Here is a 12,130-nt window from a genome sequence, read left to right as displayed (position 1 = left end):
CACCCTTCGTCGTGATGCTGATGGATATAATCCTTATCAGGAATTGAAAACCCGGGTCAAGGACCGAATGTCGCGACCGCACGTCCCGGGACGGCCCCGCCGGCCAACCGGTCGTACGCAGCCGCGACGTCGTCGAGAGCGACCTCCTCGACCTCGACCCGCACCTGCCCCGACGCGGCGAGCTCCAGCAGCCGGGCCAGCTCGGGGCGGGTCCCCCAGAACGGCAGGTCGGTGCGCACTCCGAGCGGCAGCGCGTGCATGCCGACCGCGAGCCGGCCGCTGCCGACGCCGACGACCGAGACGACACCGTTGACGGCGACCATCGCGCCCGCCTGGGCAAGGCTCGCGGCCGCCCCTACGAGGTCGATCACGACGTCCGCGCCGCGGCCGCCGGTCAGCTCCCTGACGGCGTCCGCGAGCCCCGGCCCGGCAGGGAGCACGTGCTCGGCGCCGAGCCGGCGCGCGAGGTCGAGCTTGGCGGGGAGACGGTCGACGGCGACGACGGCCGCCCCCGCCAGCCGGGCGAGCTGGACGGCGACGTGGCCCAGTCCCCCGATGCCGAGCACGACGACGGTGAGCTCAGCGGGTGCAAGCCCGATCGCGGCGAGGGCACGGTCGAGAGCGTGGAGCGCGGTCAGCCCGGCGTCGCTGAGCGCGGCACCCTGAGCGGGTGCGACGTGCGGCGCCGCGAGCAGGTGGCGCGCGTCGACCGCGACGAGCTCGGCCAGCGCACCGGAGGCGCCGAGGCCGGGCGGGAAGCGCGGTCCCGGCGTCCGGCAGTAGTTCTCGGCGCCGGTCGCGCACGCCGCGCACTGCCCGCAGCCGCGCGGTCCGTAGCCCACCACGGGCGTGCCGGGCACCAGGTCACCCGAAACACCGGCTCCTCGCTCGACGACGATGCCGGCGAGCTCGTGTCCGAGCACCAGGGGCAGTGCGAAGGGGTGCGCGTCGGGCGGCCGTGCCGCCAGGGTCAGGTCGGAGTGGCACAGCCCCGCGGCCGTCGTGCGGACGACCACCTGGCCGGCCCCCGGCCGGGGGTCGGGGACCTCGCGCAGGCCCCATCCGTCACGGTCGAGGACGAACGCCCTCACCGGCGCGGCGCGTCCCCCCGCACCAGGCGGGCGTGGCCGAGCCAGTCCCGGGCCTTGTCGGCATGGGCGAGGTCCACGTGCTGCCCACGGAACCGGACGGCGCCCTCGCCGCGCACGACCGCCGCGTCGACGGTGGCGACGAGGTCCTCGTAGTAGGCGACCTCGTCGTCGGACGGCGTGAACACGTCGTTGACGACCGGGACGTGGCTCGGGTGGATCGCGATCATGCCGCGGAAGCCCAGCTGGAAGCCGTAGTCGGCGAACTGGCGCAGCCCGTCGAGGTCGGCCAGGTCCTCCCACAGCGCGGTGAGCGGATGCAGCCCGAACTGGCGGCAGGCGAGCAGGATCCGGCTGCGTAGGTAGAGGGTCTCCGAGCCCTCGCGGGACTGCCGGAAGCCGACCGCGCGGGCGATGTCGGCGTGCTCGGACGTCGGCCCGATCATCGCGCCGACCCGCGGCGAAGCGGCGGCGATCTCGAAGCAGTTGGTGATCGCGTCGACCATCTCGACCGGCACGATCATCTCCAGGTCGGCGGCGCCGTTGCGCACCTCGAACCAGTCGATCAGGGTCTCCCACCGGAGCACGTCCGTGGCGTCCTTGATCTTCGGGGCGAAGACGCCGTCGAGCTCGGGGCACACGACCGCCTCGAGGTCTGCGCCCGCCAGGCCGGTGGCCAGGGCGTTGGGGCGCACGAAGAGGCCGACCTCGGGCCGCGCGGCCCGAAGCTCGGGCAGCGCCGCGCGGACCGTCGTACGGGCCGCGGGCTTGAGGTCGTGGGGCACCGAGTCCTCGAGGTCGAGCACCACGCAGTCGGCGCCCGAGGCCAGCGCCTTGTGCGCCCAGTCGGGCTTGTGGGCCGGGACGAACAGGACCGTCCGGTACGGATGCACGGCTCAGCCCTCGCGGTCGTGGGTGTCGGCGGTGACGCCGATCGCACGCAGCCGGGCCTTCTGCACCCGCTGCGACGGCGTCTTCGGGAGGTCCTCGACGAAGCGGAGGTAGCGCGGGACGGCGAAGGACGGGATCCGGCCCTCGCAGTGGGCCCACAGCTCCTCGGCGGAGGGGACCGGGGCGTCGCCGCCCGTGATGACGTAGGCCATCACCTCGTCCTCGCCTGCCTCGCTCGACGCGGGCACCGCGATCACGGCGCACTCGACGACCGCCGGGTGGGCGAGGATCGAGGTCTCGATCTCGTAGGAGCTGATGTTCTCGCCGCGGCGGCGCAGCGCGTCCTTGAAGCGGTCGACGAAGTAGAACCACCCGTCCTCGTCGCGGCGCAGCGCATCGCCCGTGTGGAACCACAGGTTCCGCCAGGCCTCGACGGTCTTGTCGGGCATGTTGAAGTAGCCCATCGAGCAGATGAACGGCACCTTCGGCCGGACCACGAGCTCGCCGATCTCGCCGACGGCGACGTCCTCGTCGGTCTCGGGGTCGACCAGCCGGACGTCGAACCACTCGTCGGCGGCCAGGCCGGCGGCGCCGGCGGGCCGGTCCTCGCCGTAGGGCGAGATGATCGGCGCGGAGGTCTCGGTCAGCCCGAAGACCTCGACGAAGGCCTCGATGCCGTACCGCTCCCTCATCGGCGCCACCAACGTGGCGGCGGTCGGGGCGGCGAAGACGACCCGCAGCGGGTTGTCCGCGTCGTCGTCGCGCCGCTCCTGCTTCCAGATGAAGTCCATCATCACGCCGATGAAGTTGGTGACCGTCACCCGGCTCTCGCGCAGCTGGTCGACCCAGCGGCTCGCGGAGAACCGGCTGCGGGTGACGAAGCGGGCGCCGGCGACCAGCGTCGGGTACGCCGCCATGAACTGCGCATTGCCGTGGAACAGCGGCGTCACCGACATCCATGCGTCCTCGGGCGTGAGACGCACCAGCGAGACGCACTCGTCGGCGAAGAAGTACATCTGGGCGTGCGGCATCGCGACGCCCTTGCTCGGGCCCGTGGTGCCCGACGTGAAGAGCACCGAGGCCAGGTCCTGCGGGCGCACGACGGGCAGCGCGATGGAGCCTTCGACGACCTCCGGCGCGGTGGCGGCCTCGTCGAGCTCCTCGAACGGCGCCGCCTCCCACCCGGCCCGGCGCAGCGTGTCGAGCGCCTCGTCGCGGGAGCCCGTGTCGACGACCCAGAATTTCCGGATCGACTTGGCCGCCTCCGCGACGGCGACGAAGCGCGCGGCGTACACGTCGTCGATGACGGCGAGCGTCGCCTCGACGGTGCTCACCTGGTGGGCGAGGAAGTCCCGCTCGTAGGCGGTGTTGATCGGCACCTCGACCAGGCCGGCGACCGCCGTGCCGATCCAGGTGCGGACGAAGGCCGACGAGTTCTGGGCCACCAGGACGACCCGGTCGCCCGGCTCGGCGCCGGCGGCGAGGAAGCTGCGCCCAACCCGCTCGGCGGCGGTGAGCGTCTCGGCGAAGGTCCAGGTGCGTCCCTCCTCGGGGCAGTCCAGCCACACGGCGTCGGGACGCTCGGCGGCGTGGTGCCGCAGCACGGTGGGCAGGGCCCACTGCGCACGGTCGGCGAAGGTGGGCCGCAGGTCGCGGTAGTGACGGAGGCTCACTGGTCGTCCTTCTCGGTCGGCTTCTGCTGGGCGCGCCGGGCGGCGCGGAAGTCGGGCTTGCGCTTGTCGAGGAAGGCGTTGGCGCCCTCGAGCATGTCCTCGCTGCCGATGGCCTGGATGAGCATGCCGAGACCGGAGCTCATGTTGTCCTTCGACTGGTTCCACCACTGGTTGGAGCTGATCTTGGCGATCTCCAGGTAGCGCGGGCTGAGCCGGTCGATCTCGGCGAGCCAGCGCTCGACGGCCTCGACCAGATCACCGTCGGGCACCACCTCGTTGACCAGGCCCATGGCGAGCGCCTGCTGCGCGGAGTAGCGGCGGCACAGCATCGCCATCTCCTTGGCGCGCTTCTCGCCGATCTGGATCGCCATCAGGTTGGTCGCGCCGAGCACCGGCGCGGACCCGACCCGGGGGCCGGTCTGGCCGAACGTCGAGCGCTCGGTCGCGATCGCGAAGTCACAGGCGACCACGAGCTCGTTGCCGCCGCCGGCGGCCGGGCCGTCGACCGCGGCGATCACCGGGCGGGGACAGGCGCGGATCGCGTCGACGAGGCGCAGCGAGCCGGTGAACAGCGCGCGCAGCTGCTCGGGGTCCGGCTCACCGAGCTGGTCGAGCGCACCGCCGGCGCAGAAGGCGCCGCCCGCGCCGGTGAGCACGACGGCGTCGTACGACGCGGCGTCCTCGAACGCCGCGATCATCGTGCGCGCCATCTCGAGGTCGTAGGCGTTGAGTCGCTCGGGCCGGTTGATGGTCACCCACCGCACCGATCCCCTGGTCTCGACGTCGATCGCGGACACGCGGCTTCCTCTCGGCTCAGCCATGGCGGGTCTCACCTGAGCCCGAATCCATGGTTTTGATGATCAGCAATCTACGGTAGCGTCGGTCACCCAGGCAAGCCCCGTCGTGAAGAGGAGAACCCCCGTGGTGAAGGCCGCCGTGCTCCACCAGTTCGACCAGCCCGTGGTGCTGGAGGACGTCCACGTCGACGCGCCCGCGCCCGCCGAGGTGCGCATCCGCACGGCCGCGACCGGCATCTGCCACTCGGACCGCCACGGCCAGACCGGCGGCAACCCGGCCCTCGGCCTGCCCGCCGTGCTCGGCCACGAGGCCGCGGGTGTCGTCGTCGAGGTCGGCAGCAACGTGCGCGGGCTGGCGGTGGGCGACCACGTCGTCGTCGCCCCCGCCGGCTCCTGCGGCAGCTGCTCGTGGTGCAGCCGCGGCCTCCCCCAGCACTGCACCGACCTGGCCCGCACCCGTGCCGACGGCACCCCCCGGCTCACCCTCGACGGCCGGCCCGTCGCGCAGTTCGTCGGGATCGGCAGCTTCGCCGAGGAGATGCTCGTCCAGGCCTCGAGCGTGGCCAGGGTTCCCCCCGCCATGCCGCTCGACAAGGCCGCGCTGCTCGGCTGCGCGGTGATCACCGGCCTGGGCGCCGTGCGACACAGCGCCGCCGTCCGGGTGGGCGACACGGTCGCCGTCGTCGGCTGCGGCGGCGTCGGCCTGAGCGCCGTCCAGGGCGCCGTCCTCGCGGGCGCCTCGCGGATCGTCGCGATCGACCGGATGCCCGAGAAGCTCGACCTGGCCCGCCGCCTCGGCGCCACCGACGTGGTCGACGCGAGCGCGGTCGACCCGGTCGCCGCCGTCCTCGACCTGACCGGCGGCGTCGACCACGCCCTGGAGATGGTCGGCCTGCCGGCCACCATCACCCAGGCCTTCGCCATGCTCGGGACCAGGGGTACGGCGACGGTCGTCGGCCTGGCCCGCCCCGGCGACACGATCACCATCCCCGCCACCGACCTGCTCGCCGAGAAGCGGCTCCAGGGCTCGCGCCTCGGCGGGACCCAGCTGCGCGTGGACGTCCCTCTCTACGCCGAGATGTACCTCTCCGGCCGCCTCGACCTCGACGCCCTGCAGGGCGCCACCGTCTCCCTCGACGGTCTGGCCGACGCGCTGGACGGGATCGACGGCGCCACCGCGGCCCGGACGATCGTCAGCTTCTGAGAAGGCCCACGGGCAGGTGCTCACTGCCCTCCGGCTGCACGAACGCCACCTCGACCGGCGCCCCGACCCGCAGCAGCGTGAGGTCGGCGTCGGGGAGCTGCAGGGACAGCCAGGGGCCCTCCTCGGTCTCCACGATCCCGATGACGGTGTCGATCGCGGGCCGGCCGTCGACCGGTCGGCCGGGCTTGACCGTCCAGGACACGAGGGAACCGCGGCCCGTGGCCTCGCGCCACTCGAGGTCGTCGGCCTGGGTGAGCGAGCAGAACCGAGCAGCGGGCTCGGACCACTCGCCGCTGGAGGGTGAGTAGCGGAGCATCAGCCGGCCCTCAGCGGACGCCTCGAAGAAGGGGGCGGAGAAGTCGTCGCGGACGACGGGAGCCAGGGACATCGCGGTCACCTCGTCTTCCGGTGGGGGCTGAGGATGAGGGTGGAGTGGAAGTCGAGGACGCCGCCGTTGCCGCTGACCATGACGAGGTCGTGGTCGGGCACCTGACGCTCGCCGGCCTGGCCGCGCGCCTGGATGACGGCCTCGGAGAGCGGGGTCATGCCCCACATGTAGTACGACGACAGCTCGCCGCCGCCGGTGTTGGTGGGGTGCGAGCCACCGGGCGCGATCGCGCCGCTGGCGACGAACTCGCCGCCCTCGCCCTTCCCGCAGAAACCGTAGTCCTCGAGCGTGACCAGGGTCGTGTAGGTGAAGCAGTCGTAGAGCTCGCGAACGCCGATCTCGTCGACGCCGACCCCGGCCATCTTCAGCGCGTCGGCACCGGACTGGGCGGCGCCGGTGACCAGGCCGAACTCGCTGCCGCGGCGGTTGACGTAGCCCGGGTGCCCCTGGCCCCAGCCCCACACGTGCACGGGCGGCTGCTTCAGGCTCGCTGCGCGCTCGGCGCTGGTGACGATGATCGCGACCGCCCCGTTGCTCACCAGGCAGCAGTCGAGCAGGCGCAGCGGGTCGGCGATCATCCGCGAGGACTGGTGGTCCTCGAGCGTGATCGGCTCGCGCATCTGGGCGGCGGGGTTCATCGCCGCCCACTGCCGAGCGGCCACGGCGACGGCACCGAGCTGCTCACTCGTGGTGCCGTAGGCCTCCATGTGCCGCCGGGCCGCGACGGCGTACCGCTCCGGGGCGGCCTTCAACCCGGCCGCGAACGGCAGCGAGCCGACGCCCTCCATCGCCCGCGCCTGTCCTGGATACGACGCACCCGCGCGCTTGCCCTCCTTGAGCGGGGCGTCGGCGTAGACGCAGGCGACGACGTCGGCCATGCCGGCCTCGATCGCGAGAGCGGCGTACTGCACCATCTGGCCGGCCGAGGAACCGAAGCCCTGGATCGTCGCCAGCAGGCGGGTGTTGCGCATCTGCAGGGTCGACTGCAGCCGCAGGTCGGTGTCGTTCTTGACGCCCGGGTTGACGTAGAGGCCGTCGATGTCGCCCAGGCCGAGCCCGGCGTCCGCGGCGGCGCGGCTGATCGCCTCGACGGCGAAGTCGGTGGCGGTGCGTCCGAAGACCTTGCCCATCTCGGTCATGCCGAGTCCGACGATGGCGGCGCTCACGCGCTCTCCTCCTGTGTGGTGGTGCGCCGAGGCAGCTCGACCTCGACGATGCCGGGACCGACGCTGACGCCCGAACGGTTCTCGCAGCGGATGGCGATCTCGACCACGCCGACCGGTCCGTCGACGCGGGTGGCGCTCACCTCGGCGAGGACCCGCAGGGTGTCGCCGACGTGGTTGAAGGAGCGCATCCGGAAACCGCGGATCGCCCGGATCCGCCCGGTCAGGCCGGCCCAGTCGCGGACGCTGCGCTCCCACGAGCTCATCAGGAAGGAGGTGTTGGCGTACATCTCCTCGGCGCCGGTGGCGCGGGCGTACTCCGAGTTGTGGTGGATCGAGTTGAAGTCGCGGTTGCTGCCGGCGGCCATGACGAGCCGGTAGACGGTCAACGGGAGCGCCACCTCGGGGAGCTGCTCCCCGACGACGACGTCCTCGAACCAGCGGCCCTCGAGGGTCGGGGCGGTCACGACACGTCCTCCTTCACCGCGTGCGGGACGTAGGCGTAGGTGCCGATCCGGATCCGGCCGACCACCTCGAGCTCGCCGGTGACGATCTCGCTCTCCCAGGTCATGAAGGCGCCGCGGCCGACACCGGTCTCCTTCGGGGTGCAGGCCACGAGCCGCTTCCCGCGGCGGCCGATCCGCTCGCCGGCGACCACGTCGCGCAGGAAGTCGACCTCGATGTCGGTGCCGAAGAAGCCGGTGGTGCGCGGGCCGAGCGTCATGTCGGCGTTGTTGATCGCGCTGTGCACGGGCTGCGCGTCGCGCTCGGCGCTGTCGAAGAGCACCTGGCCGGGTGTCCACGCGGCCGGGATGGTCCAGGAGATGACGCCGGTGGCGGGCATGGTGACGTCGGCGTACCCGGCGGCGCGGGCGACCTCCGGGTCGGTGTGCAGCGCGCAGTCGAGCTCGAGCGGCTCGAGGTAGCGGCGGATGCCGCCGCGCTCGACGGCGTCGCCGCCCCACGTGATCGAGCCTTCGGCGAAGTCGCGGCCGATCGCGTCGACCACCTCCTGCCAGTCGGCCTTCCAGTCCGCGGTGTCCACGGCGGCGGTCATCGCAGGATCCCTCCTTCGGTGAGAACGGCGATCCGGTCGGCGTCGTAGCCGAGGATCTCGGTGAGGACCTGCTCGTTGTGCTGGCCCAGGGTCGGTGCAGCCGCGCGCGGACGGCCCGGTGTCTCGGAGAGCGCGTAGCGCGGGCCCTCCACGACGGTCGTGCCGTGCCGGGGGTGCGGCAGCTCGACCAGGTGCCCGCGGTGCGCGAGCTGGGCGTCGCCCGGGTAGTCGTCGCTGGTCACCGCGAGATGCGCGGGGACGCCGGCGTCCTGGAGGACCCGCTCGACCTCCTCGGCCCGCCGGCCAGCGGTCCAGTCGGCAACGGCGGCCTCGAGCTCGTCGGCGGCGGCACGGCGCCCCTCGGCGGTCTCGAGGTCGGCGCGGTCGGCCAGGTCCGGGCGGCTCATCGCCCGGGCCAGGACCCGCCAGTCGGCGTGGTCGCGGACGGCCACGGCCACGAAGCGGTCGGCTCCACCCTCGTCCCGGCAGGGGAAGACGCCGTGCGGGGCGAGCTGCTCGTCGCGGTTCCCGTGGCGCTCGGCGACGGTGCCGTCGTACCCGAAGTGGGCGACCTGGGGCGAGAGGAAGAAGATCCCGGCCTCGACCTGGCTGACGTCGATGTAGGCGCCCTCGCCCGTGCGACGCCGGTGCTCCAGCGCCGCGAGCAGCGTGACGAGGGCGAGCCTCGGGCCCACGTAGTCGGTGTAGGGACCGAAGGTGCCCATCGGCAGCCGGTCGGCGTAGCCGGTCAGGTGCTGGAAGCCGCTCAGCGACGAGCCGACGTTGCCGAAGCCGGCGAGCGTCGACCACGGCCCGTCCTGGCCGGCGATCGAGGTGCTGAGCATGACCAGGTCGGGCTTGTCGGCCCGCAGCGTGTCGTAGTCGAGACCCCACCGGGCGAGCTGGCCGGGCGAGAAGGACTCGACGACGACGTCGGCCCAGGCCACCAGGTCGCGCACGACCTGCTGTCCCTCGGCGGACTTCAGGTCGAGGGTGAGGCCGAGCTTGCCGGCGTTGCAGTTGCCGAAGAGCGCCGAGCCCTCCTTGTCCTGGACGCCGCCGTGGAAGGGCTGCATCAGCCGGGCGGTCTCGACCCGGACGCTGGACTCGACCCGCACGACCCGGGCGCCGAAGTCGGCGAGAGTGCGGCCGATCAGCGGCCCGGCCACGACCCAGGAGAGGTCGAGGACCTTGAGTCCGGCGAGCGCGTCGCCCTGGTGGTCGTTCACGGTTGTCCCAGCCATTCCTTGAGTACGACGTCCGTGTGCTCGCCGTGCAGCGGTGCGCGACCTCGGACCCGCGGGCCCTCGGGACCTCGCACCCGGGCGATCCGACCAGGGATCCGGACGTCCTGGTCGCCGATGTCGACCTGGCCCCAGAAGCCGCGCTCCTCGAGGTGCGGGCTGCCCGCGATGTCGGCCATGTCGAAGATCGCCATGCACAACAGCCTGCGCCTGATCGCGGCGTCGAGCACCTCGGCCTTGGTCTTGCGCAGCAGGAAGGCGCGTACCGCGGCGCGGGCCTCGTCGAGGTCGTCGTGGGTCAGCTCGCCGGAGACCAGTCGCTCGGGGAGCACCTTCCAGTCCCAGGCCGCGATCGGCTCCGGGACCGCGCCCTCCTCGGCCAGCCAGGCGAACAGGTTGTTGGTGAAGCCGCCGGCGGCCGGCCCCATCGAGAGGTGCAGCTCGACCATGCCGTCGGCGCAGTGCCACTTCTTGAGGCTGTTGGGCGTGGCCGCGCCACTGCCGCTCTGGTCGGTGCGACCGGTGCGCTGGCCCGGCGTGGTCTGCCACTCGGGGTGGTCGTCGCCGACCGCGGTCGCGAGCACCCGGGCGAGGGTGGCGACACCGACGGCCTCCTGGGCGCTGACGTCGACGACCTGGCCGCGACCGCTGGTGCCGCGGGCGAGGACGGCGAGCATGGTGCCGGCGGCCGCGTCGGCGGCGGCGTGCAGGTAGGCCTGCGGCACGCTGATCCGCAGCGGCGGCAGGTCGCCGTCGCGGTGCGGGGCGAGCGGCCCGCCGGCGGCCCATACGACGAGGTCGGTGTCGGCGTAGGCCGCCTTCGGGCCGTCCCAGCCGAAGGCGCTGATCACGGTGCAGACCAGCTCGGGACGCTCGGCGCGCAGCGTCGCTGGGTCGAGGCCGTGCCGCTCGAGGAGGGCGCGCGGCCAGGAGGTGACCACGACGTCCGCGGCGCCGGCCAGGCGGCGCAGCCGCGCGACCTCCTCGGCCCGGTCGAGGTCGACGGCCACACCGCGCTTGCCGGCGGCGTAGGTCTCCCAGAACATCGACGTCGTCGGCGACGTCCCGGGAAGCGGGGGTGCCTGCCGAGCGGTCGATCCGCCGGCGGGCTCGACCTGGACGACGTCGGCGCCGAGGTCGGCGAGGAGTCGGCCGCAGAGCAGCCCACGCTCGTCGGTGAGGTCCAGGACGCGCAGGTGCTCAAGCATCGGCGGCGGCGGTCTCCGTGACCGCGATCGCACCCTCGGGGCACGCGTCGGCGGCATCCTGGGCCTGGGCCACGAGGTCGGCCGGCAGCTCCCAGCAGCGGCCGCGCTCGGCGACGAAGCCCTCGTCGTCGTCGGAGAGCAGGTCCTCGGCAACGGCGTAGCAGCGGCCGTGGCCCATGCACTTGGTCTCGTCGATCGCGATGAACATCACGCGCTCCACTCCAGCGGCAGGGAGGACATGCTGAGCTGCACGCCCCGCTCGGTCAGCTCGGTGCCGGGCTTGATCCGGTACTCCGGGATGCGCTGGTGCCACTCCTCGAGCACGACCTTCAGCTCGAGGCGGGCCAGGTGCATGCCGAGGCAGCGGTGCGGCCCGCCGCCGAAGGCGAGGTGCTGGTTGGCGTTGTGGCGCGCGACGTCGAACCGGTCGGGGTTCTCGAACTTGCGCGGGTCGCGGTTGGCCTGGGCGATGCCGAGCCAGACGACGTCGCCCGCCTCGACCTCGAGGCCGTTGAAGTCCTGCGGCTCCTGCACCTCTCGCCCGGCCTGGAAGACCAGGGGGTAGAGGCGGAGGAACTCCTCGACCGCCTTGGGGATCAAGGTCGGGTCGTCGATGAGGGCCTGCCGGTCGGCCGGGTTCTGCGCGAGGTGGGCGTAGATGTAGCCGAGGGCGCTGCGGGTGGTGTCGAGGCCCGCCAGCATCAGGGTCAGGCAGATCGTCAGGATCTCGTCGTGGGTCAGCGCCTCGTCGTCGATGCGGGCCTGGACCAGCCGCGAGACCATGTCCTCCTTGGGGTCGCGCGGGTTGGCGCGACGCTCGTTCACCGCCTCGTCGAAGTACTTCATGATGCTGGTCTTGGCGGTCTCGGCCCGGCCGGGGTCACCGGCGAGGAGCGCGCCGAAGTACGCGTCGGACCACTCGAGGAACTGCTCGCCGTCGCTGACCGGGAGCCCGAGCAGCGCGAGGAACATGTCGGTCGGGTAGCGGATCGCGAACTCCTTGACGAAGTCGCACTCCCCCGCGTCCTTCAGCTCCTCGATCAGCTCGATGCAGCGCTGCTTGGCCATCGGCTCCATCCGGCGGACGGCGGCGGGCGCGAAGAACTGGTTGAGGATCCGGCGCAGCTTGACGTGCTGCTGGCCGTTGAGGTCCTGCGGCAGCAGCGGCTCGCCGAGGCCGGGGCGGAGCGCGCTGCGGACCGCGGTGGTCCAGTTCTCGTGCTGCTGGAAGCCCTCCTGCACGTCGTCGTACCGCTGCAGCATGAAGAAGCCGCGCTCGGTCGTGTCGTTGAAGAGGAAGCGCGCCTCCTCGCGATCGGCGTCGAGCAGGCCGTAGTGACTGAGGATCGGGGCGTGACCGGTGTAGTCGGTGTGGCTCACCGGGCAGCCGCGGCGGGTCTCGGTCATGGGGATGGGG

The 12,130-nt window shown here is 72.7% G+C and carries 13 protein-coding genes; 1 reads left to right on the top strand and 12 read right to left on the bottom strand.

What is annotated here, in order from left to right; translation table 11 throughout:
* Window positions 1-56: 56 nt before the first annotated feature.
* Genes FBY23_RS26390 through FBY23_RS06345 form a run of 4 tightly spaced genes read right to left on the bottom strand, consistent with a single transcriptional unit; the run spans window position 57 to window position 4,449 of the window.
* Window positions 57-1,091, bottom strand: coding sequence for a zinc-binding dehydrogenase (locus tag FBY23_RS26390; RefSeq protein WP_222117752.1), 1,035 nt, complete (start codon window positions 1,089-1,091; stop codon window positions 57-59).
* Complete coding sequence (locus FBY23_RS26385) at window positions 1,088-1,981, bottom strand: CoA ester lyase (RefSeq protein WP_222117751.1); 894 nt, start codon at window positions 1,979-1,981, stop codon at window positions 1,088-1,090. Before FBY23_RS26385 ends, FBY23_RS26390 begins: the two co-directional genes overlap by 4 nt.
* A 3-nt stretch (window positions 1,982-1,984) precedes the next feature.
* On the bottom strand, window positions 1,985-3,652 hold the full coding sequence (locus FBY23_RS26380; RefSeq protein ID WP_222117750.1) for an AMP-binding protein: 1,668 nt from the start codon (window positions 3,650-3,652) through the stop codon (window positions 1,985-1,987).
* Complete coding sequence (locus tag FBY23_RS06345) at window positions 3,649-4,449, bottom strand: enoyl-CoA hydratase/isomerase family protein (RefSeq protein ID WP_222117749.1); 801 nt, start codon at window positions 4,447-4,449, stop codon at window positions 3,649-3,651. The genes FBY23_RS26380 and FBY23_RS06345 overlap by 4 nt, the downstream gene beginning before the upstream one ends.
* 124 nt (window positions 4,450-4,573) lie before the next feature.
* Here FBY23_RS06345 and FBY23_RS06340 point away from each other — a divergent pair, with 124 nt between their 5' ends.
* Entirely contained in the window at window positions 4,574-5,653 is a 1,080-nt protein-coding gene (locus FBY23_RS06340) for a zinc-binding dehydrogenase (RefSeq protein WP_222117748.1), read from the top strand.
* Here the strand turns inward: FBY23_RS06340 and FBY23_RS06335 are convergent.
* The 8 genes from FBY23_RS06335 to FBY23_RS06300 are packed head-to-tail and all read right to left on the bottom strand — an operon-like array spanning window position 5,643 to window position 12,120.
* A complete protein-coding gene (locus FBY23_RS06335; RefSeq protein WP_141797377.1) occupies window positions 5,643-6,041 on the bottom strand; it encodes a Zn-ribbon domain-containing OB-fold protein in 399 nt (132 codons plus the stop codon). The genes FBY23_RS06340 and FBY23_RS06335 overlap by 11 nt on opposite strands.
* A gap of 5 nt (window positions 6,042-6,046) precedes the next feature.
* The gene (locus FBY23_RS06330; RefSeq protein WP_222117747.1) at window positions 6,047-7,207 is read right to left on the bottom strand and encodes a thiolase family protein; all 1,161 of its coding nucleotides are present in this window, start codon (window positions 7,205-7,207) and stop codon (window positions 6,047-6,049) included.
* Window positions 7,204-7,671 (bottom strand): acyl dehydratase, encoded by a 468-nt coding sequence (locus tag FBY23_RS06325; protein ID WP_141797376.1) that lies wholly within the window; start codon window positions 7,669-7,671, stop codon window positions 7,204-7,206. The genes FBY23_RS06330 and FBY23_RS06325 overlap by 4 nt, the downstream gene beginning before the upstream one ends.
* Window positions 7,668-8,261: a MaoC family dehydratase N-terminal domain-containing protein gene (locus FBY23_RS06320; RefSeq protein WP_141797375.1), complete on the bottom strand. Its 594-nt coding sequence runs from the start codon at window positions 8,259-8,261 to the stop codon at window positions 7,668-7,670. The genes FBY23_RS06325 and FBY23_RS06320 overlap by 4 nt, the downstream gene beginning before the upstream one ends.
* The gene (locus FBY23_RS06315) at window positions 8,258-9,490 is read right to left on the bottom strand and encodes a CaiB/BaiF CoA-transferase family protein (protein WP_222117746.1); all 1,233 of its coding nucleotides are present in this window, start codon (window positions 9,488-9,490) and stop codon (window positions 8,258-8,260) included. The genes FBY23_RS06320 and FBY23_RS06315 overlap by 4 nt, the downstream gene beginning before the upstream one ends.
* Window positions 9,487-10,713 carry a CoA transferase gene (locus tag FBY23_RS06310; RefSeq protein WP_141797373.1) on the bottom strand — a complete coding sequence of 409 codons (1,227 nt, stop codon included), beginning with the start codon at window positions 10,711-10,713 and terminating at the stop codon, window positions 9,487-9,489. Before FBY23_RS06310 ends, FBY23_RS06315 begins: the two co-directional genes overlap by 4 nt.
* A complete protein-coding gene (locus tag FBY23_RS06305) occupies window positions 10,706-10,921 on the bottom strand; it encodes a ferredoxin (protein ID WP_141797372.1) in 216 nt (71 codons plus the stop codon). Before FBY23_RS06305 ends, FBY23_RS06310 begins: the two co-directional genes overlap by 8 nt.
* On the bottom strand, window positions 10,921-12,120 hold the full coding sequence (locus FBY23_RS06300) for a cytochrome P450 (RefSeq protein WP_141797371.1): 1,200 nt from the start codon (window positions 12,118-12,120) through the stop codon (window positions 10,921-10,923). The genes FBY23_RS06305 and FBY23_RS06300 overlap by 1 nt, the downstream gene beginning before the upstream one ends.
* Window positions 12,121-12,130 lie beyond the last annotated feature (10 nt).

It is taken from the genome of Nocardioides sp. SLBN-35 (genome assembly GCF_006715725.1).
In the GTDB taxonomy this organism is placed as follows: Bacteria; Actinomycetota; Actinomycetes; order Propionibacteriales; family Nocardioidaceae; genus Nocardioides.
Note: the sequence above shows the minus strand (reverse complement) of the source record. Positions and strands in the feature narration are given on the sequence as shown.